This window comes from Janthinobacterium sp. JF4 (genome assembly GCF_059617925.1).
Genome location: NZ_JCAQAV010000011.1, coordinates 98,265 through 123,943, shown reverse-complemented (window position 1 = coordinate 123,943; position 25,679 = coordinate 98,265). Strand labels below are relative to the sequence as shown.

Below are 25,679 nucleotides of genomic sequence, written 5' to 3'. Positions count from 1 at the left end.
TACGGCTTGTCCCTATAACCTTAGCAGGTACAGAGGATGAGACGGTACAACGTTGCGTGTGTGTTGATACACCAATTCATTACCCCAATCTTTGCTTCTTCCAGATTCAGGCTTTGTCGCTCCATTGAGGACAAACGCCAGTACAAGTTATGCCTGATGACCATAGCAAGTTGGTCCCACCCCTTCCCATCCCGAACAGGACCGTGAAACAACTTTGCGCCGATGATAGTGCTGCAACCAGTGTGAAAGTAGGTTATCGTCAGGCTTGTTATTCGCAGTAAGAGAAAAACCCCGCCAGCAATGGTGGGGTTTTTTTTCGTCTGGCGATTCCTTAGCGCTCCCCTCCCATTTTCAGGCACTCGCCTGACACCTTGTGCATGACATGCAACAGCTTCCAATATTTATATAAGTGCTTATATAAATTCTGCTACTATCGCTACATGAAACAAGGACTCGGAACACAACTACGCCACCTGATTGAACTGCTCGACGGCGCCGTCCAGCAGGCTTATGCGGACGCGGGCCTCGATTACCGGCCGCGCTACACGCCGGTGATGCGGGTGCTGGCGCAACAGCAGAGCGCGACCATCGGCCAGCTGGCCGAGCTGGCGGGCATCACGCAGCCAGCCGTCACGCAAACGGTGGCATTGATGAAAAAGGAAGGCTTGCTGATGGTGGCTGCCGGTGGCGAGGATGGCCGCCAGCGCGTGGTACGCCTGAGCCGCGAGGGCGAGGCCTTGTTGCCCCATTTGCAGACTTGCTGGCAGGCGACCAAGTGTGCCGCCGACAGCCTGGATGCGGAACTGGCATTTCCTTTATCCACATGCCTGGCGCAAGCCATCACGATACTGGAACAGCGTTCATTCGGCGAGCGTATCCGCGATGCAAGCCAAAAAGTAACAACCACTCCCTGACAACCCATGAGGAAAGCGATGACGGATAACACTCTGAACATGGCAACGAGAAAATCCCCTTTGGTGCGCCTGATGGCCTCTCCATTGGTGCAGGTCGTGCTGGGCATGGTGCTCACCTTTGCCGCGGTGCCCTTGACCATGATTATCGCTTCCAGGCTGGTGGACAAGTCCTACCGCATCCTGTGGCCACAATTGCTGGCGACAGTACTGGTATGGTGCGGCTACCGTTTCTATGTGCGCCACATCGAAAAGCGCCAGCCGGTGGAACTGGCGATGCCCGGCATGGCGCGTGAACTGGGACGTGGACTGCTGTTCGGCGCCGGCATGGTCGTCCTCACCTTTGTCGTGCTCGCTGCGCTGGGTGTGTATCAGTTTAGCGGCGTCAACCCCCTGAGCATCTTGTTGCTGCTCCCGCTGGCCGAACTGGTGCTGGTCGGCATAGCCGAGGAGATGATGTTTCGTGGGGTACTCTTTGGCGTGACGGCACGTGCGCTGGGCAACAAGGCTGCCATCGTGATCTCGTCTCTGCTATTCGCCCTGGCCCATTTGCCCAATGCCGGCTTTTCGCTGCTGGCGATCATCGCGCTTGTCGCGTATGGCGTGTTGCAGGCGGCCCTGTACATGCAGACGCGCCGGCTGTGGGTGTGCATCGGCACGCATATCGGCTGGAATTATTGCGTCGGCCAGGTATTCTCTTCGACGGTGTCGGGCCATGCGGCCACGGATGGCCTGCTGCGCGGCGAAGTGGCTGGTAGTGCCATGCTGACCGGCGGTACCTTCGGCGTGGAAGCTTCGCTGGTGACCGTTTTGCTGATCAGCGCCGCCGCCGCGTACGTGTTGCGCCGGGCTTTCGCCAGCGCAGCACGCACACCGCGGGCCTAGTCGGCCTTACTGGCCGGCAACTACCGGCATGGCGCCGCTCCTGGCGACCCACTCGATCAGCGCATCGACGGCCGCGCGGCCATTGCCGTTACCCACCAGGTCGCTATTGATCATGGCGACCACCACGCATAGCTGGTTGTTGGCGTCAGGGACATAGCCGGCGATGGCGACCACATTCTTCAACGTTCCCGTCTTGATGCGCGCGCGCGCCGCTGCCGGGCTGTTCAGCAGGCGCTTGCGCATGGTGCCGTCCAGCGCCACGATGGGCAGGCTGGACTGGAACTCGGGCGCCCACGGACTTTGCTGCATCGCCTGCAAGACGCCAGCCATTTGCGCCGGTGCAATGCGTCCCGTGCGCGACAAGCCGGAACCGTTGTCGACCAGCATGCCCTGGGTGTCGATATTGTGCCGCTGGAACCATGCCTGGATGACCAGTCGCGCGCGGCTGGCTGTGTCTTCCGGCGCCGCCATGGCGACGGGGCGGCTGCCGAGCCAGCCATCGCTTTGCAAGCTGCCCAGGCTGAGGAACAGCGTGCGGGCCAGGGTGTTATCCGACGTCTTGTTGATATCGCGCAGCACTTCCGGCAAGGCGCGCGCCACGTGGTCGGCCAGCATGCGCGTGCCGACCGGTTCGGCCGTCGGCGGCAAGCCTGTTGCCGGCGCTTCGCGCACCGTTCCCGTGATCGTGCCGCCCAGGCGTTTCCAGGTCGCACGGAACAAACGGTCCGCATAATCGTTGCGGTCGAGCACGTTGATGCTGGTGGCCTTGTTGCAATTTTGCGGGAAGGTGCCGTGCAGGATCACCTGCAGCTTGCCGCTCGCATCGCGCCGGTATTCGGGCGGGCGCCAGCCATCTTCCCATCGGGCGCAGCTGCCCTTGATGAGCTTCATGTCGCTCGTGATGCTGACGTTCTCGAGCGCCGGCTGCATCAGGATACTCAATTTCCGCTCCGTCGAGTTCATGTTGATATCGAGCAGATTGGTGTTCAGCAATAACGCATCGGGGATGACGTTGTAGCGGAACTCGGCCGATTCGTCGAAGGGCAGCGTGCCGATGTCGGGCCGAGCTGGCTGGAACAACTGGCGGTCGAGGATCAGGTCGCCCTTGATTTTCACGATGCCCTGGTTGCGCAGGGTTTGCAGCATGTGCTCCAGCACATCCGCATTGAAATCCGTGTCGGCGCCGCCGCGCAGGATCAAGTCGCCCTTCAGTACGCCATTGATGACGTCGGCGCTGGTGCGCAACTCCGTGCGGCCGCGGAAGATGGGCCCCAGCTGTTCCAGGCCCACGGCCGTCGTCACCAGCTTCATGGTGGACGCGGGCTGCATGCTGCGCTCGGCGCCATGCGACAGCACGGTGGTGTTGCCGCGCAAGACGATGGCGCCCATGGCGTCTTCGGGGATATTCGCGCTGCGCAGCAGCAGGCTGACGGACTCGGGCAATTGCGCGTGGGCCGTGGACAGGCCAAGACCCGCCAACAGCGCAGCCATCAGAACAGGACGTAACATGGTGCTCCTTAGTGGAAAAAGACGTAGGCGACGAAGACGGCGGTGATCACGCCAGCCAGATCCGCGATCAGGCCGGCCGTGATCGCATAGCGCGTCTTGCGGATGCCCACCGAGCCGAAGTACAGGGCCACGATATAGAAGGTGGTGTCGGCCGAGCCCTGGAAGACGCAGGCCAGGCGGCCGACGAAGGAGTCGACGCCGTAGGTATTCATGGCGTCGATCATCATGGCCTTCGAGCCGGAGCCGCTGAGCGGCTTCATCATGGCCGTCGGCAAGGCGGGCACGAAGTCCGTATTGATGCCCAGGTTGGCGAAGAACCAGTTCATGCCGCTCATCAGGAAATTGAATACGCCCGCGTTGCGGATCACGCTGATGGCCACCAGCATGCCGACCAGGTAGGGAATCACGGTGATCGAGGTCTGGATGCCGCCCTTCGCCCCCTCGATGAAGGCGTCATACACGTTGACCTTCTTGCGCAGCGCGCCGATGATGAAAATGGCAATGACACTGATCAACACCAGGTTGCTGACCACTTTGGAGACCAGCTCGATTTCCTGCTTCGTCAGGTATTGCGTGAAGTACCAGATCATGGCGACGATGGCGCTCGTCATGCCGCCCATCCAGCCCAGCACGACCCGGTTGAGCAAGTTGATGCGCTGCTTGATGGACACCGTGATGATGCCGACCATGGTGGCCACATAGGTGGCGATCATGCACGGGATGAAGATGTCAGATGGGTCGGCCGCGCCGAGGATGGAGCGCTGCGCCATGATGGCCAGCGGAATCAAGGTCAGGCCCGAGGTGTGCAGCACCAAAAACATGATTTGCGCATTCGTCGCCTCTTCCTTGTTCGGGTTCAAGGTTTGCAGGCTTTCCATGGCTTTCAAGCCGAATGGCGTGGCGGCATTGTCCAGGCCCAGCAGGTTGGCCGAGAAATTCATCACCATGTGGCCGGTCGCGGGATGGTCTTTCGGAATTTCCGGGAAGATGCGCGAAAAGAAGGGTGCGATCACTTTCGCCAGCCAGCCGACGATGCCCGCCTTTTCGCCGATGTTCATGATGCCCAGCCACAAGGTCATCACGCCGGCCAGCGGCAGGGCGATATCCATCACGCCCATGCGCGCCGTTTCGAACGTGCCATCGATGATGCGCTTGAAGATATCGGTATCGCCGAGAAACAGCCACTGCAGCACTGCGGCCAGGAAGCCAACGAGGAAAAAGCCGGACCAGATGTAATTAAGTGCCATATGCGATCAGTTTTGTGTGTCGGGAGTGAAAAATGTCTGCAAACAAAGTATAGGGGCAGCCCGATACGAGTTGATGAAAGAATGCAGCAATCGCATGCCAAAAAGTTATAAGCTGGCAGCCTGTTTTCATTGGCGCCCCATAGCTTGCCCGCGTAGTGTGGGGGATGCCTGTCGCTTATCGCTGTTTGTTACCTTTGTCTGCACTGGATCACTGATGATGTTTTTACGCAAAACTGCCTGCGCCGCCGGCCTGGCCCTGTTGACGCTTTTCACTGCGCCCGCGCATGCCGCCGCCGATGCTGCCGGCGCCGGCAAGACTTTACATTTGTTCCTCAGCACCAGTGAGACGGGTCTGGACCCGGCCGTGGCGTCCGACCTGGCCAGCCTGAACTTGATGGAAAACATCTTCGACCCGCTGCTGCGCTATGACTACCTGGCGCGCCCGGTGCAACTGCAGGGCAATACGGCGCGCGGCATGCCGAAAGTCGAGGATGGCGGCCGCACGTATATCTTCCAGATCCAACCCGGTATTTTCTTCACCCCCGATCCGGCCTTCAAGGGCAAGCCGCGCGAAGTGACGGCGCAGGATTACGTCTACAGTCTGACGCGGCTGTATGATCCCGCCCTGAAGTCGCCGTGGTTGTTCCTGCTGGAAGACAAGCTGGTCGGTGATGCGGCCCTGAAAGCCAAATTCAGCTACGACACGCCGATCGCCGGCTTGCAGGCGCTGGACAAATACACCCTGCGCATCCGCCTGAACGGCGTCGATCCGAACTTCCTGTTTTACCTGGCCATGCCGGCCACCGGTGTGGTGGCGCGCGAAGTGGCCGAAGCGTACCCGGCGGCAGGGCAGATCGGCAATCACCCCGTGGGCACGGGACCGTTCCTGGTGCAGCAATGGAAACGCAGCGATAAGATCGTGCTGCAAGCCAATCCGACTTTCCGTGCCACCGTATTCCATACCGAGGCCAAGGCGCTGGCCGCCTTGCCGCCGGACGCGCGCGCCATCGCGACCGCGCTGGAAGGCAAGCGCTTGCCCCTGGTTGAGCGCATCGAGGTGCGCATCGTCGAGGAATATCAATCGCGCATGCTGGGTTTTCTGAAAGGCGAGTTCGATTACCTGGAGCAAGTGCCGGAATCGATGACGGACATGGTGCTGGAAAACGGCGCGCTGAAACCGGCGCTGGCCGCCAAGGGCTTGCAGCTGACGCGCTTTCCCGTGCTGCAGACGTATTACATGTGGATGAACATGGACGACCCCGTGCTGGGCGGCACGAGCAAGGACAAGCTGGCCCTGCGGCGCGCCATCGCCCTCAGCTACAACAGCCGCGAAGACATCGCGCTGCTGAAAAAGGGGCTGGCCTTGCCGGCCCAGTCGCCGCTGCCGCCGAATGTGCTCGGTTACGACAGGCATTACCGCAGCCCCGTCGGCTATGATCCGGCGCTGGCGCGTGCCTTGCTGGACCGCTTTGGCTACAAGGCGGGTCACGATGGTTTCCGCACTCAGCCGGACGGCACGCCCTTGCTGCTCACCATGCACACGGAGCCGAGCACAGTGGGACGCTTGCGCGACGAATTGTGGCGCCGCAACCTGAACGCCATCGGCCTGCGCGTGGAATTTAAAAGCGACAAGAAGACGGAAATCATCAAGGCCTCGCGCCTGGGCAAGGTGCAGATGTTCGAGACCAACTGGATCGCCGACTTCCCTGATGGCGATAACTTTATGCAATTGTTGTATGGCGGCAACGTTGGCCGCGCCAACTATGCCCGCTTCAACTTGCCCGATTACAATAAACGCTATGAGGAGGCGCGCCTGCTATCCGATACGCCGCGCCGACGCAGTCTGTACTTCGACCTGTTTCAGCTGATCCACGCTTACACGCCGTGGGTGTTGCTGACGCATCCCATCTCTGCCGACCTGCAGCAACCGTGGCTAAAAAACTACAGGCGCCACCCCGTGGAATTCACGTCCTGGCGCTATCTGGACGTGGATAAAACCAGGGCTAGCCCCGCAGGCAAGTGACCACGTCGCTGAAAAGGGCATTCATTCCAAAAAGTTATGGTTAGGAAAGCATTTTTCATTGGCTGGGCCCGGATGCATCGCGCTACTCTGAAAATGAAAACAAATAAAGTCATGCGCAAATGTCATAAAAAAATGTACTGTGAGACAGACGTTGCGACATGTCTATACAGCCTGACTTGAGAACTCAAGTTTCGATTGCCCAACAAGGAGAAGACCTGTGAAATTGAAGAAGCTAGCGCAGTTGGTGGCATTGATGGGGGTGGTGGGGCCGGTGATGGCACAGCAAGCGGCGGCACCAGCGATGCAACGGGTCGAAGTGACGGGCAGCAGCATCAAGCGGGTAGCCAAGGAAGGCGCGCTGCCGGTGCAAGTCATCACGTTTGACCAGATCGAAAAGCAGGGCATCACGTCGACCGAGCAACTGGTGCGCACCCTGTCGGCGAATGGCACGGGCGCCGATAACATGACTTCGGGCAATAACGTGTTTGGCGCCGATGCCGACCGGGTCAGCGGCGGCGCTTCGTTTGCCTCGCTGCGCGGCTTGGGGCCGTCGAGCACCCTGGTGCTGTTGAACGGTCGCCGCATCGCCACGCACGGCGCCAGCGGCAAGTCGGTCGACTTGAACTCGATTCCGCTGGGCGCGATTTCACGCGTGGAAATCCTCAAGGACGGCGCCTCGGCCATCTACGGCACGGACGCCATCGGCGGCGTGATCAATTTCATTCTGAAAACCAATTACAGCGGCGTGGAAGCGTCCGTTTCCACCAACGACACGCAGGCAGGCGGCGGCGCCACGCGCCGCGCCTCGCTCCTGGCCGGCACCGGCTCGCTGGAGGAGGACCGCTACAACATCATGGCCAGCCTGACCGTCGACAAGGCGCAGCAGCTCAACGGCCGCGACCGCTCCTTCGTCAACGGCTACCAGCCGGGCCGCGGCCTGTCGCCCGATACCACGGGCACGCCGTTTGCCAACCAGATGGCGGGCACGGGCACGGCGCTGGGCACTTCGTTCCAGCTGCCTGGCGATCCGAACAAATACCTGCAAGCCAATCCGCTGAGCTTCCAGGGCAAGTGCGACAGCATCGCCGGCATGTCGCAGTACCAGACGGCGCTGTGGAAAGACGTGACCTCGCCGCTGCGCACCACGTATTCCTGCGCGTACGATTATGGCGCCGACTATGTGCTGCAATTCCCTGTCGAGCGGGCCAATCTGCTGTCGCGCGGCACCTTCCAGCTGGCGCCCGACCACCGCATGTTTGTCGAAGTGCTCGGTTCGCGCACCAAGGCCACGGCGATTTTGACGCCGATGCAGGTGCAGGCGACCGTCGCCAACAAGAATTTGTATCCGGTCGGCGGCGCGTATTACCAGGACCTGTCGGCCTACATCCCAACGTTTGACAAGACCAAGCCGATTTCCTACAAATGGCGCGCGAATGACGTGGGCAACCGCACGCAGGAAAACACCACCGACAATGCCCGCGTGCTGGTGGGTTTTGAAGGCAACTTTGGCAAGTGGGATTACAAGGCCGGCATTTCGCGCGCAGAAAGCAGCACCAAGACCAAGCTGACGGATGGCTATTCCTACACGGACAAGCTGTACGCGGCGCTGGCCAGCGGCATCATCGATCCGTGGGTGGGCGCCGGCCAGAGCCAGACGGAAGCGGCCAAGCAATTGATCGAATCGACCAAGTTCCGTGGCGACTTCCAGCACGGCAAGACGACCCTGACGCAGATCGACGGTGCCGTTTCGGGCGAGCTGTTCCAGCTGCCGGCCGGTGCGCTGGCCATGGCGGCCGGTTTTGACTTGCGCCGCGAAGGTTACAGCTTTGCGCAAGATGTCGATGCCACGCAGATTTTGCTGTCGCCAGGCAATGCCGCATTAAAAGATGCCAGCCGTACCGTCAAGGCCGTGTATGCCGAGTTGCTGGTACCGGTGACGAAGGACCTGGAAATGCAGCTGGCCATCCGCCGCGACGATTACAGCCTGGTGGGCGCGACGACGAATCCGAAAGTGGCCTTCCGCTACCAGCCGACCGACTTCCTGCTGTTCCGTGGTTCGGCCAGCAAGGGTTTCCTCGCGCCGAGCTTCCAGCAGCTGTATTCCGGTTCGCTGAGCCAGGAACTGCCAAACGGCGTGGTCGACCAGGAAGGCTGCGCCAAGCATCCTGGCGTGCCCGAGTACTGCGCCATCGACCGCCTCGACTACAGGACGGGCGGCAACACGAATCTGAAGCCGGAAACGTCGAAGCAGGGCAGCGTCGGTTTTGTCATCGAGCCGGTCAAGGGCTATTCCGCCTCGTTCGACTACTGGGCCATCAACACCAAGGACCGCATCCTGAACCGCACGCCGCAAATCGTGCTGTCCAATTACCAGGCGCTGAACCAGTACATCCACCGCAATCCGGACGGCACCATCGAGTACGTGCAGGCGGGCTGGATCAATGCGGCAGGCAGCCGCGTGCGCGGCCTCGACGTGGGCTTGCGCGGCGAAGGCAAGATCCAGGACGCGAAATGGACGGCGACCCTGGACGGCACGTATATGGACAGCTTCAAGTTTGCCGAATATCAAGGCCAGGAATACCAGGAACTGGTCGGCAAGTTTTATACGCGCGATCTGTACCTGCGCTGGAAACACAATGCCAGCTTCGGCGTGTCGCGCGGCGACTGGAGCGGCTTGCTGATCCAGAGTTTTTCGTCAGGCTACAAAGACCAGGTACCGAATAATGGCAAAGGCGCGCCGCCACCGGGCTTCAAGCCGGATGTGTCCAGCTACACCACGTATAACTTGTCGGGCACGTACACGGGCTTCAAAAATACGACGATTACCGTGGGCATCCAGAACCTGTTCGACCGCGATCCACCGTTCACCGCGCACAACGTGGATGAAGTGGTGGGCGCCGGCTGGGACCCGCGCGTGGCCGATCCACGCGGCCGTTCGCTGTCGTTCCAGCTGAAGTACAAGTTCATGTAAGGCAGCGCTGCCGGCGGCGATCCCGCTGGCGTGCTAACCTCGTGCGGCGGCGCCTGGCGTCGCCGTTTTTATTTCAGGAAAGGGCCGCATGTCCAGTCAGACCAATCTCAGCCGGCGTCGCTTCGGCGGCTTGCTGGCCGCCACTTTGGGGGCGGCAGGCACACCGGCGTGGGCGGCGGCCGCGCAAGGGAAGGGCAAACGCATGCAACAGCAGCAACACGCATTGATCAAACCGGCGCGTCTGCGCGAAGGCGACCTGGTCGCCATCATCGCACCGGGCGGTTTTACGGATGAGGACGCCATCGCCAAGGCCCAGCGCAATATCGCATCGCTGGGACTGCGCGCCAGCCTGGGCGCGAATATCCGCGCCGTGCACGGCAACTATGCGGGCACGGTGCAGCAGCGCCTCGACGATCTGCATGCGGCCTTCGCCGACCCGGAAGTCAAGGCGATTTGGGCCATCCGCGGCGGCTCCGGCTGCATTTCCCTGCTGGCGCTGCTCGACTATGCCTTGATCCGCGCCAACCCGAAAGTGCTGATCGGCTATTCCGACATCACGGCCCTGCACCTGGCCATCGGCCGCCAGACGGGCCTGGTGACGTTCCACGGGCCAGTGGCCTCGTCCACGTTTTCCGACTACACGGTGACGCAGCTGCACAACGTGCTGATGACGCCGCAAGACAATTACACGATCCCGATGGCGCTGGAGAATCACCGCCGCGCGCAGACGCAGCCGAACTTCGCCATCCGCACCGTGCACGGCGGCCAGGCGACGGGACGCTTGACGGGTGGCAACCTGTGCATGGTCAGCGCGCTGGCTGGCACACCGTATGCGGCCGATTTCCGCGAAAGCATCCTTTTCCTCGAAGAAATCAACGAAGTGCCGTACCGCATCGACCGCATGCTGTGCCAGCTCGACCTGTCCGTGGGCTTCAAGCAGGCGGCGGCCTTGATGCTGGGCATCTTCGAGCATTGCGAGGCGGCCGAGGGCGATACTGCGCTGACCCTCGATGCCACCCTGGACCAGCATTTGCAGCCTTTGCGCGTGCCGGCCGTCAGCGGCTACTCATTCGGCCACATCCGCCACCAGTTCACGCTACCGATGGGCATATTGGCGACCCTGGATGCGGACCGGCAAACCTTGACCTTGTTGGAGCCGGCCGTCTGCTAGCGCACGGTGCAGCGGGGCGATTGTCAGTATGCTAGTGTGATTGCAGGCGTGGCACGAGGCCGCGCCGCCTTCTTCACCGTTTCCGACATGATCAACCGCCACGCCAGTACCTACATCCTCAGCCATCCGCTGGCCTTCGTGCTGCAGGTGCTGAAGGGTTTCCGCGCCAACCAGGGCTTGCTGCTGGCGGGCGCCGTCGCATATTACTCGCTGCTCTCCATCGTGCCCCTGCTGATGCTGGTGGTGGTGGCCCTGTCGCACGTGATCGCGCAGGACGAATTGCTGCAAACCATAGGCCATTACCTGGAATGGCTGGTGCCGGGGCAATCGAAAGCCATCGTGGGCGAGATTGCGCATTTTCTCGACAACCGGGGCGTGATCGGCTGGCTGCTGCTGCTGACCATGCTGTTTTTCAGTTCGCTGGCGTTTACCGTGCTGGAAAACGCCATGAGCGTGATTTTCATCCACCGCGTGGCCATCCGCCGCCGCCATTTCCTCATTTCCGCCGTGCTGCCGTACTGCTACATCCTGTGCCTGGGCATCGGTATTTTGCTGATCACCCTGGTGGCGGGTGGCTTGCAGGTGATGGGCGAGGAAAGCGTGCGCTTCTTGCGCCACGACTGGGGCCTGGAAGGCGTGTCCGGCGTGCTGCTGTATTTGCTGGGGCTGGGGGGCGAAATCCTCGTGCTCAGTTCGATCTACCTGGTCATGCCGGTCGGAAGATTGTCGATTACGCATGCGCTGATCGGCGGCGTGACGGCGGCCCTGCTGTGGGAAATCGCCCGCCATGTGCTGGTCTGGTATTTTTCCACCTTGTCGCAGGTCAACGTCGTGTATGGCTCGATGACGACGGCCATCGTCGTCATGTTCAGTCTGGAAATCGGCGCGACCCTGCTGCTGCTGGGCGCGCAAGTGATTTCCGAATACGAAAGAGTGGCCCGTGGCGGTGAAGAGGACAAGCCGTTGGCGCTAAGGACTTGATTTAAAAAGGTTGTTGCATCGCACAAAATGCTGTGTTATACTTCGTTCAGTGATTGAGATTTGGCAGCAAATTATCTCACCATCCAGTTTCAGCGCGGCGACCGACAGGTGTAATGTCGATGGCGTGACAGCGCGAAGAGTGGATTTTGTAATTCCGGATACGATGGTCGATTTACACCTTGGAGTCACCATGCAGATAGCATGGGAGTCCGAAAATCAGGAGGCACTTTGCAGATAGCACTGGCGTCCATGACACGATTAAAGCATTGGTAATACATTGGAACAAGCCCGCGTTTTAGCGGGCTTTTTTTCGTCCATAGTTGGCGTATGGGGTCAGACCCACAACACCGCTAACGCAAAGCTCCGCGCCAGCGCATGTGGGGGTCTGACCCCAGCATTTACAACGCCCGCGCAATCAAAATCTTCTGGATATCGCTGGTCCCCTCATAAATCTGGCACACGCGCACGTCGCGGTAGATGCGCTCGACGGGGAAATCGGACACGTAACCGTAGCCGCCGTGCACCTGGATGGCGTCCGAGCACACTTTTTCCGCCATTTCCGACGCAAACAGCTTGGCCATGGCCGCTTCCTTCAGGCACGGCAGGCCCGCATCCTTCATGGCCGCCGCGTGGCGGATCAGCTGGCGCGCTGCTTCGATCTGCGTGGCCATGTCGGCCAGGCGGAATTGCACGGCCTGGTGTTCGTAGATGGGTTTACCGAAACTTTCGCGCTCGCGTGCGTACTGCAGGGCTGCTTCGTACGCGGCGCGCGCCATGCCCACGGCTTGCGAAGCGATGCCGATGCGTCCGCCTTCCAGGCCGGACAGGGCGATCTTGTAGCCTTGTCCTTCTTCGCCTATTAAATTTTCCGCCGGGATGCGGCAGTTGTCGAACAGGATTTGCGCCGTGTCCGACGAATGCTGGCCCATCTTCTGTTCCAGTCCCGCCACGATGTAGCCTGGCGTGTTCGTCGGTACCCAGAAGGCGCTGATGCCGCGCTTGCCGGCCGCCTTGTCGGTGACGGCCATGACGATGGCCACGTCCGCATACTTGCCGCTGGTAATGAATTGCTTCGTGCCATTGATGACGTAGTCATTGCCGTCGCGCGTGGCCGTGGTGCGCAGGGCCGACGCGTCGCTGCCCGTGTGCGGTTCCGTCAGGCAAAACGCCCCCAGCATGGCGCCTTGCGCCAGCGGGCGCAGCCACTGTTCCTGTTGCGCGTCATTCGCGTACATCATGGCGATGCTGCACACGGGGCAATTGTTGACGGAAATGATGGTCGAGGTGCCGCCATCGCCGGCGGCGATTTCTTCCAGCACCAGGGCCAGCGATACATAGTCGAGGCCGGCGCCACCGAGTGCTTCCGGCACGGCCACGCCAAAGGCGCCCAGCGCGGCCAGTTCCTGCAATTCTTCCTTCGGAAAATGGTGTTCCTTGTCCCAGCGGGCCGCGTTGGGCGCCAGGCGCTCGCGCGAAAAACTGCGCAGCGCTTCCTGGATCATGGTCTGTTCTTCATTGAGTATCATGGGACGTCGTCTCGTTTGTTTTTATGGTGGATGCGGGAATTACCAGCCGATGGGCTTGCCATCGTAGTTGCGGAACACGGCCTTGTCCGTGGCCGGCAGGCTGGCCAGGGTGGCGCGGATGCCGGCAGCGCTTTCCTCGGGCGAAATATCGGCGCCGGCGCCGCCCATGTCCGTGCGTACCCAGCCCGGGTGGAACGCGACGCAGCTGACGCCTCGCGGGCCATGCACGAGGCTAGTGTCGATCAGCACGGAATTCAGGGCGGCCTTGCTGGCGCGGTACAGCGAACCGCTGGGGTTGCCCCGTTCGCTCAGGGAGCCCATGTGCGAGGACAGCACGGCCAGTTTCCCTTTGGCATGGGCCACCAGCGGCGCGAGGAGCGGCAGCAGCCGCATGGCCGCCAGCACGTTCGTGTGCATGACGGCGTCGAAATCTTCTTGCGTGGGGGAACCGTCGTGACGGGGGCCATACACGCCCGCGTTGAGGATGGCCACGTCGAGCTTTTCATCGTCGAGCTTCCAGCCCAGGCCGGCACAGCCGCCCACGTCCGTCACGTCGAGCTGGTGCGCTTCGGCGCCCAGCTGCCTGAGGGCGTCGCAAGCGTCTTGTGTGCGCGCCGTGGCGATCACGCGCCAGCCATCGTGGCGGTATTGACGGACGATGGCGTGGCCGATGCCGCGCGAGGCGCCGATGATCAATGCGGTTGGCATGAGTTTTCTCCCGGGTTCATCCAATGAAAAGGCGCGCAGCGAACGTGTCCACGCCGCGCGCGCCCGTGCTTCAGTGCAGCTTATACCAGTTCGATCGCCATCGCCGTCGCTTCGCCGCCGCCGATGCACAGGGCTGCCACGCCGCGCTTGCCGCCGGTTTTTTTCAAGGCACCCAGCAGGGTGACGATGATGCGCGCGCCCGAGGCGCCGATCGGGTGGCCCAGCGCGCACGCGCCGCCGTGGATGTTGATCTTGCTGTGCGGAATGTCGAGGTCGTGCATGGCGGCCATGGGCACGGCCGCGAACGCTTCATTGATCTCGAACAAGTCCACATTGCTGCTGCTCCAGCCCGTCTTGGCGTACAGCTTTTTCACCGCGCCGATGGGGGCCGTGGTGAATTCGTTCGGTGCCTGCGCATGCGTGGCGTGGCCGTGGATTTTCGCGATGACGGTGCAGCCGAGTTTTTTCGCCATCGACTCGCGCATCAGCACCAGGGCTGCCGCGCCATCGTTGATCGAGGAAGACGAGGCGGCCGTGATGGTGCCGTCCTTCTTGAAGGCGGCTTTCAAGGTCGGGATTTTTTCCAGGCGGGCCTTTTGCGGGCCTTCATCGATGCTGACGATGGTGTCGCCGCCGCGGCCGGAAACGGTCACGGGCACGATTTCCCATGCGAAACTGCCATCCTTGGTGGCCGCTTGCGCGCGTTTGACGGACTCGATGGCGAACGCATCCTGCGCTTCGCGCGTGAAGCCGTACTGGCTGGCGCACTCTTCGGCAAACGTGCCCATCGAGCGTGCATTGCCCTTTTCATCGCGGCTGTAGGCGTCTTCCAGGCCATCCATCATCATGTGGTCATAGATCATGCCGTGGCCGATGCGGTAGCCGCCGCGCGCCTTCGGCACCAGGTAGGGGGCGTTGGTCATCGATTCCATGCCGCCCGCCACCACCACGTCGGCGCTGCCGGCGAGCAAGGTGTCATGCGCGAACATGGTCGTCTGCATGGCCGAGCCGCACATTTTCGACAAGGTCACGGCGCCCGTGGAATCGGGCAAGCCAGCCTTGCGCAAGGCTTGGCGGGCGGGCGCCTGGCCCTGGCCGGCCATCAGGCAATTGCCGAAAAACACGTGTTCAACGGCATCCGGCGCCACGCCGGCCCGTTCCACGGCGGCGCGAATGGCCACGGCGCCCAGGTCGCTGGCGGTGACGTTGGAAAAATCGCCCTGGAAGGCGCCCATGGGGGTGCGCGCGGCACCGACGATTACGACTGGATCATTCATGTTGGATCTCCGGTTGGGGGTGGGAAGGTGACTGCATACAAAAACGCAGGTGCTGCGGGTACGGGAAGACGTCCTCGATATGGCCGTCGAGGATGCGCTGCTTGCGCGCCTGCCAATATTGCGCCGTCAGCAGGTCGGCATGGTGCTGCATGAAATAGCGGCGGATGCGGGGATTGCCCAGCAGGAAGGTGCCGAATTGTTCGGGAAACACATCGTGCTTGCCGATGGGATACCACGGTTCGGCCGACATTTCCTCCTCCTCCGTGCGCGCCTGGGGAATGACGCGGAACTGGCAATCGGTGATGTACTCGATTTCATCGTAATCGTAAAATACGACACGCTGATGACGGGTCACGCCAAAGTTTTTATACAGCATGTCGCCCGGAAAGATATTCGCCGCCACCAGTTCCTTGATGGCGTTGCCGTACTCGATGATGGCGTGTTCGACCAGGTCATCGCGGCCTTCCTTTTCGGCATTGCTCAGCCACATGTTCAGCGGCACCATGCGCCGCTCGATGTACAGGTGGCGGATGATGATCTGCTCCTGGTCTTCTTCGATCAGCGAGGGGGCGAACTGTTTCAGCTCGGCCAGCAGTTCCGCGGCAAAACGGGCGCGGGGAAAGGCCACATTGGAATATTCGAGCGTATCGGCCATGCGGCCCACCCTGTCGTGGTGTTTCACCAGCAAATACTTTTGCTGGACTTGCGCGCGCGTGGTTTCCTTGGGCGGCGGGAAAAAATCCTTGATGACCTTGAAGACATATGGAAACGACGGCAGGGCAAACACCAGCATCACCAGGCCGCGGATGCCGGGCGCGCTTTCGAAGTGGTCCGACGAGTGTTTCAGGTGCTGCAGGTAGTCGCGGTAAAACAGCGTCTTGCCCTGTTTTTGCAGGCCCAGTATCGTATAGATTTCGCTGCGCGGTTTGCGTGGCAGCAAGCTGCGCAGGAATTGCACATAGGCCGACGGCACTTCCATATCCACCAGGAAATACGCGCGCGTAAACGAAAACAGCACGGCAATCTGTTGCTGCTCGAACAGCACCGTGTCGAGTACCAGCTTGCCGTGCCGGTTGTGCAGGATGGGCACGACGAACGGGTATTCGCGGTTGCCGTTGATGCCCTTGCCGACAAGATAGGCGCCCTTGTTGCGGTAGAACAAACTGGTCAAGACCTGGAGCTGGTGGTTCGGTTCCAGCCGGTCGGCGCCGAACAGTTGCTGCAGGCGCGCTTCCACCTGGGCCACGTCGCGTTCCAGGCTGGCAAATGCGCAGTCCAGCTGGAAGTTGTTCACCATGCGCGTCAGGGTGCGGCGCAAGCCGTCCTGGCCCGGGTAATACACGCGGTAGGTGGGCACCGGGTCTTGCGTCTCGATGTATTCCGTGGAAACGACGGGACGCACGAAAATATAGTCGTTATTGAAATACGTGCGGTGCAGGATGTTGCAGCAGACGGAATTGAAGAAGGTTTCCGCCAGTTCCGGCTGCTTGTGTTCCGTCAGCATGCCGATGTAGTGCAGCTTGAGTTCGCGCCACACTTCGTCGCTTAACTCCGACTCTTCGTACTCATCTTCGAGCATCTGCACGCATTCCTGCACGCGCTTGTCGTAAAAGTCGATGCGCTCGCGGGCCGCCGTTTGCGCCGCAGCCCAGGCGCCTTGCTCGAAATACTGCTTGGCTTGCTGGCTGGTGGCGCGGAACAGGCGGTAATGCTTGTCGAAGCCGTCGCGGATGGTGCGCGCGATATCGAATGCAATCTGCGAAGAGAGCAATTTGGGGAAGGCAATGTGCGTCATATCTGTGCTCGCATGAATGGCTCATCACCCAGTCGATCGTCGCGCGCCCGTGCTTACTTGGTTTCCGCAAACAGTTCGCGGCCTATCAGCATGCGGCGGATTTCGCTGGTCCCGGCGCCGATTTCGTACAGCTTGGCATCGCGCCACAGGCGGCCGGCCGGATACTCATTGATGTAGCCGTTGCCGCCCAGGGCCTGGATCGCTTCGCCCGCCATCCAGGTCGCCTTCTCCGCACTATACAGAATCGCCCCGGCCGCGTCCTTGCGCAACTGGCGCACGGCTTCCGGCGTGGTGGCGCGGTCGCAGGCCTGGCCCACGGCATACACATAGGCCTTGCACGCCATCATGGTCGAATACATATCGGCCAGTTTGCCCTGCATCAACTGGAATTCGCCGATGGCCTGGCCGAACTGCTTGCGGTCATGCACATAAGGCACGACCAGGTCCATGCAGGCCTGCATGATGCCCAGCGGGCCGCCGGACAGCACGGTGCGCTCGAAATCGAGGCCCGACATCAGCACGTTGACGCCCTTGCCCAGGCCGCCCAGTACGTTTTCGGCCGGTACTTCGCAATCCTGGAACACCAGTTCCCCCGTGTGCGAGCCGCGCATGCCCAGCTTGTCGAGCTTTTGCGCGATGGAAAAGCCCTTGAAATTCTTTTCGATCAGGAACGCCGTCATCCCGCGCGCGCCCGCTTCCAGGTCGTTTTTCGCGTACACCACCAGCACGTCCGCGTCGGGGCCGTTGGTGATCCACATCTTGGTGCCGTTCAAGACCCAGCGGTCGCCCTTGAAGTCGGCGCGCAGCTTCATGCTGACGACGTCCGAGCCCGCGTTCGGTTCCGACATGGCCAGCGCGCCGATGTGCTCGCCTGTGATCAGTTTCTGCAGGTATTTGGCTTTTTGCTCGGCCGTGCCGTTGCGCTTGATCTGGTTCACGCACAGGTTCGAGTGGGCGCCGTAGGACAGGCCGACGGAGGCCGAGGCGCGCGAGATCTCTTCCATGGCGATGATATGCGCCAGGTAACCCATGCCGGCGCCGCCGTATTCTTCGCTGACGGTGATGCCGAGCAAGCCCATGTCGCCCATCTTGCGCCACAGGTCCATGGGGAACTGGTCGGTGCGGTCGATTTCGGCCGCGCGCGGCGCGATTTCGGCGGCGGCAAATTGTTGGATCGCTTCGCGCAAGGAGGCGATGTCGTCGCCGTGGTCAAAGGTCAAGCCTGGAAGATGGAGCATGTCGTCCTCGTCGTTATAAGTGTGGCGGTCATGGATGCCGGGTCAGTGAAGCTATGATACTCAGTTGTGACGTTTACGTAAACGTCAAGTGACGCGCGCGGCAGCCGTGCGCCGCGTGCCTGCCTAGTTTGTGTGCGCCTGATCAAGGTTCAAGTCCGCCAGCATGCGCGCGCACGCGTCTTCATGCGCGCTGATTTCCGCCAGCGCCATTTCGATATCGATGCGCTGCTGCTCCAGCGTCTGCCGGTGCTGCGCCAGCACGCCCAGGAAGCGGTCCATCTGCGCACGCGTGTCCTTCGGCGACTCGTACATGTCAACCAGGCTCTTGATCTCCGACAGCGCCAGGCCCAGGCGCTTGCCGCGCAGGGTCAGTTTCAAGCGGGTGCGATCGCGCGGCGTGTAGACGCGGCTGCGCCCCCCGGCGCCTTCGCGTTTCGGGCTGAGCAAGCCCTGGTCTTCATAGAAACGGATGGCGCGCGCCGTGATGTCGAATTCCCGCGCCAGTTCGGTAATGGTATAGGTCGTCATTGCTGCGGGCGGTGTCGGTTGCATGGGTGGTCGGTAGCTGGGTGGGTGCTGCGAGGCAATGATGGCAAAGTGCCGTTTACGTCAACGTCAATACTATTGTAGCGTGCCCTGCCCGTGCTGCAACAAAGAAAGGCGTGAATGGGGGAATTTGGCGAATAAGGCAACAATTGCTGAAAATAAATTGATTCTTCTTGCGCAAACGCGCTTAAGATCGAGAGTTGGTGGCCAAGATGACACCAAAAAGAGCTTTCCTGGCATAACAGCGACATTCTTTTCGCTGCAATGGCAGTAAAATTTTTGGGCACAGATTCTTTCCAGCCGACACGATCAAAGAACAACGTTGCACTGTGAGTATGTTGTTCATATCGTTTCCATGTTGGAAACAAAATGGCCCTTCTGAAAACTTTGTCTACAAGAAATTGTATGACATGGGCATTGCGCGTCTCGGTAGAGGAGGGCATTATCCGATACCGTACGTTGTAATGCCAAACCGAGGCTTTGAATCGTGCTGCAGTGCGAAAATCAAGGCTAGCCGCGAATCTGACCCGAAGCCACACAGAATCACAAGAGAAAATTCGGCCTACATTTTCACCTGAAAAGGTCGGCAGGAGTGTTAATTGTTAATTGATACTTTTTTCAAATGTAACAATCTGTATGGTCATTCAAGAAACTGACTTTCATGTTACAACATGAAATAGTACACCTATGAATTCTTCTAACGAACGCGAAAGCTTCAGCCAGCGACTTCAGTTGGCTCTCAAAAACGCCCATTATTCTCCAGACAGCCCGACCAGACTGGCCCGGGAATTCAATATCCGTTTCGACGGGCGCCCGATTACCGTGCATGCAGCTAGGAAATGGTTAGTAGGTGAAGCAATTCCTACGCAAGAGAAATTGCGCATGATTGCCCAATGGTTGGGCGTCCCGGCGGAATGGTTGCGTTTTGGCGGTCCGGAAAGCGCCACGCCGAATGGCGAAGCGGGTAGCGCTTTGTCGCGTTTTGAGTCCGCTGATGTGAAATTAATTGCCGATTTGCAAAGATTGGATGAACATCATCGTCAAATCGCGCGAGAATTTATTCGCATGCTGGTCAGAGTCAACTACCAAAAGTAAGCATTCAGGCCATCCCCGGCCGGCGCCGTCCGCCTTTCGCCGACGGCGCTTCCCCTGTCCTTTTATTTGCGCAGCGTCATACTGGAGACATGATTTTGCCGCACAATAAGACCTCGCATGTTGCGCTGCAGCGGAATTATTTGACAATAATCCCGCACGCAGCGGCGCAGCGGCCAATACCAGCGCATAATCACATCAGAAGCAGCCAGTTCATCCACTACGGAGCCGAGCATTTGAGCCGTCTTATGAAAAGTAACTACAGCAATACCGCGCAGCTGAAGGACTTGATGACCGTGCCCCCCATGACTGCCGCGCAACATGCGGAAGTGATGCGCAAACGGATCGCCCACCGCAGGATGGTTGAAGAAGCCAGGGATTTGAAGCAGGCCAGTGCCGTTCAGTTCGAAAAACGGTGATGGATGCCTGAGCTAAGCTACTGCGCGTCGGCATAGGCGGTCTGCGATGCTCACCGTGCTAGAGCACGGTTGCGCTTCTCGACCACCTCTTCCTTCCGCTCGCTACGCTTTTGTCAGGCATCGTGACGTGCGTAGTTTTCAGTAGTTTTTCAGTTTGTTGTTGATGGATCTGGGGTTTTCAAACCATTCCAGCGCGGCGCCAGGGCGTGCTCGATGCCGAGCAGGTCGATGACGCGCGCCACCGTATGGTCGACCATCTCCGCAATGCTTTGCGGGTGGTGATAGAAGCTCGGTAATGGCGGGAAGATGATGCCGCCCATTTCGGTCACGGCGGTCATATTGCGCAGGTGCGCCAGGTTGAACGGCGTTTCGCGCACCATCAGGATCAGGCGGCGGCGCTCCTTGAGCACCACATCGGCGGCCCGCGTAATCAAATTATCCGACAAGCCATGCGCCACGGCCGCCAGGGTCTTCATCGAGCACGGTGCGACGACCATGCCATCCGATTGAAACGAGCCGCTGGCGATGCTCGCGCCGATGTCGCGCAGCTTGTGCACCACGTGCGCCTGCGCTTCGATGTCCTTGCGCCCCACACCCGTTTCCTGGTGCAGGGTCAGTACGGCCGCATCCGACAAGACCAGATGCGTCTCGACGCCGGGAGTGGCGACCAGCAATTGCAGCAGCCGCAAGCCATACACGGCGCCCGTGGCGCCCGTGATGGCCACGACGATACGGCGCGGCCGCACAAGCTGGCTATCAGGCATCCAGCAGGGACTTCAGTTCGCCCGATTCAAACATTTCATTCATGATATCGGAACCACCGATGAACTCGCCTTTGACATACAACTGCGGAATGGTCGGCCAGTTCGAGTAATCCTTGATGCCCTGGCGCACTTCCGGGTCATCCAGCACGTTGACGGTGGCGATGTTTTCCACGCCGCATGCTTTCAGGATCTGGATGGCGCGGCCGGAAAAGCCGCACTGCGGGAACTGGGCCGTGCCCTTCATGAACAGCACGACTGGCGTGCTCGTCACGGTTTCTTTGATCCAGGTTTGTACGTCGCTCATAGCTGCCTCTGATGGGTAAATAAATAGATGCCGTCATTTTATAAGAAAACGACGGCACGGGTATGCGCTCAAGTCATAAATCGGGCAAGTCAGCCACGTTGTCGCTTATAACTGTTTGCCCATGCACACCGATTGTGCCGTGCCCACGTATTTGCCCCAGGCAATGACGGGCGCATAGCCGTGCTTGGCATAGAACGCCACGGCGCGGCTATTTGCCACGCGGGTGGACAGGTGCACGGCCCGGTAGCCATGCCGGCGCGCCTGCGCCTCCACATGGGCCAGCAGAGCCGCGCCCACGCCGACAGAACCCGGGCGCGCATACATGCGCTTGAGTTCTGCCGTGGCGCTGTCCGGCTCGCCCAGCGGCCGCAAGGCGGCGCAGCCCAGCAGTTCACCGGTGCCGTCGCGGGCAATATAAAAGCCGCCGCGCGGCGTTGCCGCCTCGACATCGAAGGAAGAACGGCCACTGTCGCCATTCAGGCGCAACAGCACGTCCGACAATTCGTCGAGCAATAACTGCGCATCGGCGCTGGCGGCGTCCACCGCCAGGATGACAAGGTCCTGCCTGGCGGCCACGGACTTAACCGCGCAGCTTGGCGAACGCGGCGGCCATGCTGCCGGCCGGTTCAGGCGCATTGCGCGACTGCGACTGGTGCTGCGCCATGCTGCGGCGGTCGTTGCGGTCGCCTTTTTGCTCCGGTTTGCTGCCCGCCTGCGGCGCGCTGTCCGTCAAACGCATGGTCAGCGCGATGCGCTTGCGCTTTTCATCGACTTCCAGCACTTTCACGCGCACCACTTGCCCAGCTTTGACCACCGTGTGCGGGTCTTTCACGAACGTGTTCGACAGGGCGGAAATGTGCACGAGGCCATCCTGATGCACGCCGATGTCGACAAAAGCGCCAAAGGCGGCCACGTTGGTGACCACGCCCTCAAGGATCATGTCCGGGCGCAAGTCGCGGATTTCTTCCACGCCTTCCTTGAAGGTGGCGGTGGTAAATTCAGGACGCGGGTCGCGGCCCGGCTTTTCCAGTTCCTTCAGGATGTCGGAAATGGTCGGCACGCCAAACGTCTCATCCGCGTACTTTGCCGGGCTCAAGGTTTTCAGCAGGGCCGTTTCGCCGATGACGGCCTTGATGTCCTTCTTGATGTCGGCCAGGATCTTTTCCACCAGCGGGTACGATTCCGGGTGGACGGCCGAGGCGTCCAGCGGGTTCTCGCCGCCCATCACGCGCAAGAAGCCGGCCGCCTGTTCGAACGTTTTATCGCCCAGGCGCGGCACGGCTTTCAAGGCTGCGCGCGAGGTGAACGCGCCCTTCATGTCGCGGTAGGTGACGATGCTTTGCGCCACGCTGGCCGACAGGCCGGACACGCGCGCCAGCAGCGGCGCCGAGGCCGTGTTCACGTCCACGCCGACGGCGTTCACGCAATCCTCCACCACGGCATCGAGCGAGCGGGCCAGCTGGCTTTGGCTCACGTCATGCTGGTACTGGCCCACGCCGATCGATTTCGGATCGATCTTGACCAGTTCGGCCAGCGGGTCTTGCAGGCGGCGCGCGATCGACACGGCGCCGCGCAGGGATACATCCATGTCCGGCAACTCTTTCGAGGCGAATTCGGACGCCGAATACACCGATGCGCCCGCTTCCGAGACGACGATCTTCGTCATCTTCGCTTCCGGATGCTGCTTGATCAAATCCTGCGCCAGTTTATCGGTCTCGCGCGACGCCGTGCCGTTGCCGATGGAAATGAGCGACACATTGTGCTTGGCGGCCAGGCGGCCCAGGGTGTGCAGCGAGCCATCCCAGTCGTTCTTCGGCTGGTGCGGGTAGATCACGGCCGTGTCGACCACTTTACCGGTGGCATCGACGACGGCCACTTTCACGCCCGTGCGCAAGCCAGGATCGAGACCCATGGTGGCGCGCTGGCCGGCCGGCGCGGCCAGCAGCAGCGCTTTCAGATTGGTGGCGAAGACATTGATGGCGTCGAGTTCCGAGCGTTCGCGCAGCGCACCCATCAGTTCCGTTTCCAGGTGCATGAAGCTTTTTACGCGCCAGGTCCAGCGCGCCGTATCAAGCAACCATTTGTCGGCTGGACGGCCGAGGCCCTTGATGCCGAAGCGGGCGGCGATGCGGCCTTCGCACGGATTGTGCGGCGCATCCCATTTCGGTTTTTCCGCTTCCGTGTCCAGGCGCAGGGTGACGTCGAGGATGCCTTCGCGGCGGCCGCGCAGCAGGGCCAGCGCGCGGTGCGAGGGGACGGTGGAAATGGTTTCCGAGTAGTCGAAATAATCGGCGAATTTTTCGCCTTCGTCCTGCTTGCCTTCCACCACTTTCGATTCGACAATGCCGTGTTCCTGCACGTACTCGCGCAAGGTTTGCAGCAACGTTGCGTCTTCGGCGAAACGTTCCATCAGAATCTGGCGCGCGCCGTCGAGGGCCGCCTTGGTGTCAAGCACGCCCGGGTTGTTGCCGTCGGCACTCGTAAACGCGTCGCGCAGGAACTTGCCCGCTTCCATTTCCGGCGTCAGTTCGGGATTGTCCAGCAAACCGTCGGCCAGCGGCATCAGGCCCGCTTCGATGGCGATCTGCGCCTTCGTGCGGCGCTTTTGCTTGTACGGCAGATACAAATCTTCCAGGCGCGTCTTGTCTTCCGCGTGCATGACGGCGTCGAGCAGCTCGGGCGTCATCTTGTTCTGTTCCGTGATCGACGCCACGATGGCGGCGCGCCGCTCTTCCAGTTCGCGCAGGTAGCGCAAACGCTCTTCGAGCAGGCGCAACTGGATATCGTCGAGGCCGCCGGTCGCTTCCTTGCGGTAACGGGCGATGAAGGGCACGGTGGCGCCTTCGTCGAGCAGTTCGATGGCGGCGGCAACCTGCACCGGTTTGGCGGCAAGTTCAAGGGCAAGGCGTTGTTCGATAGTGGGCAGCATGGTTGTTTCCAGAGCGATCAAGCCTGGAATGATACGCAATCGGCGCGATTGCGCAATCTTGACAGCGCAAATGGACTGTGCGTTGACAACGGCTTCAACGGGACGGCAGCAGCGGACTGGCGGGTGGCGGTGGCGGCGGCCGCTGCGGCGTGACGGATTTGCCAAAGGCATTGCCCATGCGGTGTTCGAGGGCGGCGCGGTTGTACAGGCCCAGCTGGTTCGACGGGCGCTGCACGATCGCTTCCGCGCCGGACAGGGCTGGCGGCTGGCGGGTCAATGTGTTGCTGCTAGGTAATAATTTTTCACTCAAGCAAGACATCGATGGGGCGCGCTGGCCATGCACCTCCACTTCCACGCAGGCTTTCTGCGGCGCGGCGGCTTTCACGACGACGGTGTGCTCGTCCGCCTGCGCGGGCAGGGCGGCGCAGGCCAGCAGCAACAGTGATAACAGGCGCGCCATGGCGGCTCCCGGAGCGGTGGGGAAGCGCTCAGCATAGCAAAGTCATATGTCGCGCTGATGACACGCAAGCCCGGTCGCTAATGAGCAATGTCATACAGTTGTCATTTTATGAAGCTACCATCCTGCCATTCTGCTTGCACTAGCGCAGTCAAGACACTTCCTCATGAGCAGGCTCTCGTTGATTTCCCTGAAAAATGACACGAATCCACCACCGCGCCGCAAGGGGTAATGCCCTGTCCGCCTGCTTGCTGATGACATTGATGACATTCATGACATTCGTGCGGCCGGCTGCCAGTGCGGACGGTGCTGATACCGCCGCGCACACGACCCTGCGCTTCGACTTGCCCGCCCAGCCGCTCGATGCGGCCCTGGTGGCGTTTGGCGAAGTGACCGGGTATTCCGTGCTGGTCAGCAGCCAGCTGGCGGCCGGAAGAGTGGCCTCGCCCGTGCGCGGCGACTATACGCCGGCCGAGGCGTTGCAGCGCTTGCTGGCAGGCACGCAGCTGGGCGCGCGCTTCAGCGGCAGCAATGCGTTCACCTTGCTGGCGCTGGCCGACACCCCGGTGGCGCCTGCGCCCCTGCCGGCCGAGGCTGCCCCTGCTACAGCACCGTTGCAAGGCTATGCGGCCATCCTGCAGCGCTCGCTCACGCGCGCCCTGTGCCGCTTGCATCCGGACGCGTTCGGCCGCTACCGCCTGGCTTTTCAGCTGTGGCTCGACGAGCGGGGCAAGGTGCGAGATGTGCATGTGCTCGAACCGAGCGGCGTGGAACCGCGCGACCGCGCCGTGCTGCACCGTCTGCGCAACCTGCTGATCGATGGCGCGCCGCCGGCGGGCTTGCCGCAGCCGCTGACGATCCTGTTGACGCCGCGGCCCGACCCGGACGCCGATTGCGCGCCGTATCTGCTTGCCGGGGCGCCTTGA

The 25,679-nt window shown here is 61.0% G+C and carries 22 protein-coding genes and 1 rRNA gene; 10 read left to right on the top strand and 13 right to left on the bottom strand.

The window, feature by feature from the left end:
* The first annotated feature begins 152 nt into the window (after nucleotides 1-152).
* The 3 genes from rrf (at nucleotide 153) to AC54AF_RS11805 (ending at nucleotide 1,796) form a co-directional block, all read left to right on the top strand.
* A 5S ribosomal RNA gene (gene rrf, locus AC54AF_RS11815) occupies nucleotides 153-265 on the top strand.
* Nucleotides 266-440: 175 nt separating this feature from the next.
* Nucleotides 441-914, top strand: coding sequence for a MarR family winged helix-turn-helix transcriptional regulator (locus tag AC54AF_RS11810; RefSeq protein WP_496636690.1), 474 nt, complete (start codon nucleotides 441-443; stop codon nucleotides 912-914).
* Between the two features lie 18 nt (nucleotides 915-932).
* Complete coding sequence (locus AC54AF_RS11805) at nucleotides 933-1,796, top strand: CPBP family intramembrane glutamic endopeptidase (RefSeq protein ID WP_496636689.1); 864 nt, start codon at nucleotides 933-935, stop codon at nucleotides 1,794-1,796.
* A gap of 6 nt (nucleotides 1,797-1,802) precedes the next feature.
* On the opposite strand, the gene dacB is transcribed toward AC54AF_RS11805, so the two are convergent.
* Entirely contained in the window at nucleotides 1,803-3,305 is a 1,503-nt protein-coding gene (gene dacB, locus AC54AF_RS11800) for a D-alanyl-D-alanine carboxypeptidase/D-alanyl-D-alanine endopeptidase (protein ID WP_496636688.1), read from the bottom strand.
* Nucleotides 3,306-3,313: 8 nt separating this feature from the next.
* Nucleotides 3,314-4,552 (bottom strand): nucleoside recognition domain-containing protein, encoded by a 1,239-nt coding sequence (locus AC54AF_RS11795; protein ID WP_034753725.1) that lies wholly within the window; start codon nucleotides 4,550-4,552, stop codon nucleotides 3,314-3,316.
* A gap of 217 nt (nucleotides 4,553-4,769) precedes the next feature.
* On the opposite strand from AC54AF_RS11795, the gene AC54AF_RS11790 reads away from it, so the two are divergent.
* From AC54AF_RS11790 to AC54AF_RS11775, 4 genes are all read left to right on the top strand, one after another.
* Nucleotides 4,770-6,575 carry an ABC transporter substrate-binding protein gene (locus AC54AF_RS11790; RefSeq protein WP_496636694.1) on the top strand — a complete coding sequence of 602 codons (1,806 nt, stop codon included), beginning with the start codon at nucleotides 4,770-4,772 and terminating at the stop codon, nucleotides 6,573-6,575.
* A 217-nt stretch (nucleotides 6,576-6,792) separates the two neighbouring features.
* Nucleotides 6,793-9,546, top strand: a complete 2,754-nt coding sequence (locus tag AC54AF_RS11785; RefSeq protein ID WP_496636687.1) for a TonB-dependent receptor — start codon at nucleotides 6,793-6,795, stop codon at nucleotides 9,544-9,546.
* An 88-nt stretch (nucleotides 9,547-9,634) separates the two neighbouring features.
* Nucleotides 9,635-10,717 carry a S66 peptidase family protein gene (locus AC54AF_RS11780; protein ID WP_496636686.1) on the top strand — a complete coding sequence of 361 codons (1,083 nt, stop codon included), beginning with the start codon at nucleotides 9,635-9,637 and terminating at the stop codon, nucleotides 10,715-10,717.
* 87 nt (nucleotides 10,718-10,804) lie between these two features.
* On the top strand, nucleotides 10,805-11,698 hold the full coding sequence (locus AC54AF_RS11775) for a YihY/virulence factor BrkB family protein (RefSeq protein WP_071074951.1): 894 nt from the start codon (nucleotides 10,805-10,807) through the stop codon (nucleotides 11,696-11,698).
* Nucleotides 11,699-12,096: 398 nt separating this feature from the next.
* On the opposite strand, the gene AC54AF_RS11770 is transcribed toward AC54AF_RS11775, so the two are convergent.
* The 6 genes from AC54AF_RS11770 to AC54AF_RS11745 all read right to left on the bottom strand — a co-directional run bounded on the left by AC54AF_RS11770 (nucleotide 12,097) and on the right by AC54AF_RS11745 (nucleotide 18,770).
* Entirely contained in the window at nucleotides 12,097-13,224 is a 1,128-nt protein-coding gene (locus AC54AF_RS11770; RefSeq protein WP_496636685.1) for an acyl-CoA dehydrogenase family protein, read from the bottom strand.
* A 39-nt stretch (nucleotides 13,225-13,263) separates the two neighbouring features.
* Nucleotides 13,264-13,932: an SDR family oxidoreductase gene (locus AC54AF_RS11765; RefSeq protein WP_496636684.1), complete on the bottom strand. Its 669-nt coding sequence runs from the start codon at nucleotides 13,930-13,932 to the stop codon at nucleotides 13,264-13,266.
* A gap of 80 nt (nucleotides 13,933-14,012) precedes the next feature.
* On the bottom strand, nucleotides 14,013-15,209 hold the full coding sequence (locus AC54AF_RS11760) for an acetyl-CoA C-acyltransferase (protein WP_131689795.1): 1,197 nt from the start codon (nucleotides 15,207-15,209) through the stop codon (nucleotides 14,013-14,015).
* On the bottom strand, nucleotides 15,202-17,004 hold the full coding sequence (aceK, locus tag AC54AF_RS11755; protein ID WP_496636683.1) for a bifunctional isocitrate dehydrogenase kinase/phosphatase: 1,803 nt from the start codon (nucleotides 17,002-17,004) through the stop codon (nucleotides 15,202-15,204). Before aceK ends, AC54AF_RS11760 begins: the two co-directional genes overlap by 8 nt.
* A 53-nt stretch (nucleotides 17,005-17,057) precedes the next feature.
* The gene (locus AC54AF_RS11750) at nucleotides 17,058-18,242 is read right to left on the bottom strand and encodes an isovaleryl-CoA dehydrogenase (RefSeq protein ID WP_496636682.1); all 1,185 of its coding nucleotides are present in this window, start codon (nucleotides 18,240-18,242) and stop codon (nucleotides 17,058-17,060) included.
* A 123-nt stretch (nucleotides 18,243-18,365) separates the two neighbouring features.
* Nucleotides 18,366-18,770 (bottom strand): MerR family transcriptional regulator, encoded by a 405-nt coding sequence (locus AC54AF_RS11745; protein WP_496636693.1) that lies wholly within the window; start codon nucleotides 18,768-18,770, stop codon nucleotides 18,366-18,368.
* A 705-nt stretch (nucleotides 18,771-19,475) separates the two neighbouring features.
* On the opposite strand from AC54AF_RS11745, the gene AC54AF_RS11740 reads away from it, so the two are divergent.
* Nucleotides 19,476-19,883: a hypothetical protein gene (locus tag AC54AF_RS11740; protein ID WP_034753756.1), complete on the top strand. Its 408-nt coding sequence runs from the start codon at nucleotides 19,476-19,478 to the stop codon at nucleotides 19,881-19,883.
* A gap of 89 nt (nucleotides 19,884-19,972) precedes the next feature.
* The gene (locus AC54AF_RS11735) at nucleotides 19,973-20,299 is read left to right on the top strand and encodes a hypothetical protein (protein WP_131689791.1); all 327 of its coding nucleotides are present in this window, start codon (nucleotides 19,973-19,975) and stop codon (nucleotides 20,297-20,299) included.
* 149 nt (nucleotides 20,300-20,448) lie between these two features.
* Here AC54AF_RS11735 and AC54AF_RS11730 read toward each other — a convergent pair whose 3' ends face one another.
* From AC54AF_RS11730 to AC54AF_RS11710, 5 genes are all read right to left on the bottom strand, one after another.
* Complete coding sequence (locus tag AC54AF_RS11730) at nucleotides 20,449-21,063, bottom strand: UbiX family flavin prenyltransferase (RefSeq protein WP_496636681.1); 615 nt, start codon at nucleotides 21,061-21,063, stop codon at nucleotides 20,449-20,451.
* Nucleotides 21,056-21,367: a Grx4 family monothiol glutaredoxin gene (gene grxD / locus AC54AF_RS11725; protein WP_010402157.1), complete on the bottom strand. Its 312-nt coding sequence runs from the start codon at nucleotides 21,365-21,367 to the stop codon at nucleotides 21,056-21,058. Before grxD ends, AC54AF_RS11730 begins: the two co-directional genes overlap by 8 nt.
* Nucleotides 21,368-21,472: 105 nt before the next feature.
* Nucleotides 21,473-21,943: a GNAT family N-acetyltransferase gene (locus AC54AF_RS11720; protein ID WP_496636680.1), complete on the bottom strand. Its 471-nt coding sequence runs from the start codon at nucleotides 21,941-21,943 to the stop codon at nucleotides 21,473-21,475.
* A 4-nt stretch (nucleotides 21,944-21,947) separates the two neighbouring features.
* The gene (locus tag AC54AF_RS11715; protein ID WP_496636679.1) at nucleotides 21,948-24,296 is read right to left on the bottom strand and encodes a Tex family protein; all 2,349 of its coding nucleotides are present in this window, start codon (nucleotides 24,294-24,296) and stop codon (nucleotides 21,948-21,950) included.
* A 94-nt stretch (nucleotides 24,297-24,390) separates the two neighbouring features.
* The gene (locus AC54AF_RS11710) at nucleotides 24,391-24,756 is read right to left on the bottom strand and encodes a hypothetical protein (protein WP_496636678.1); all 366 of its coding nucleotides are present in this window, start codon (nucleotides 24,754-24,756) and stop codon (nucleotides 24,391-24,393) included.
* A gap of 260 nt (nucleotides 24,757-25,016) precedes the next feature.
* Between AC54AF_RS11710 and AC54AF_RS11705 the strand changes: the two genes are divergently transcribed.
* Nucleotides 25,017-25,679, top strand: coding sequence for a secretin and TonB N-terminal domain-containing protein (locus AC54AF_RS11705; protein ID WP_496636677.1), 663 nt, complete (start codon nucleotides 25,017-25,019; stop codon nucleotides 25,677-25,679).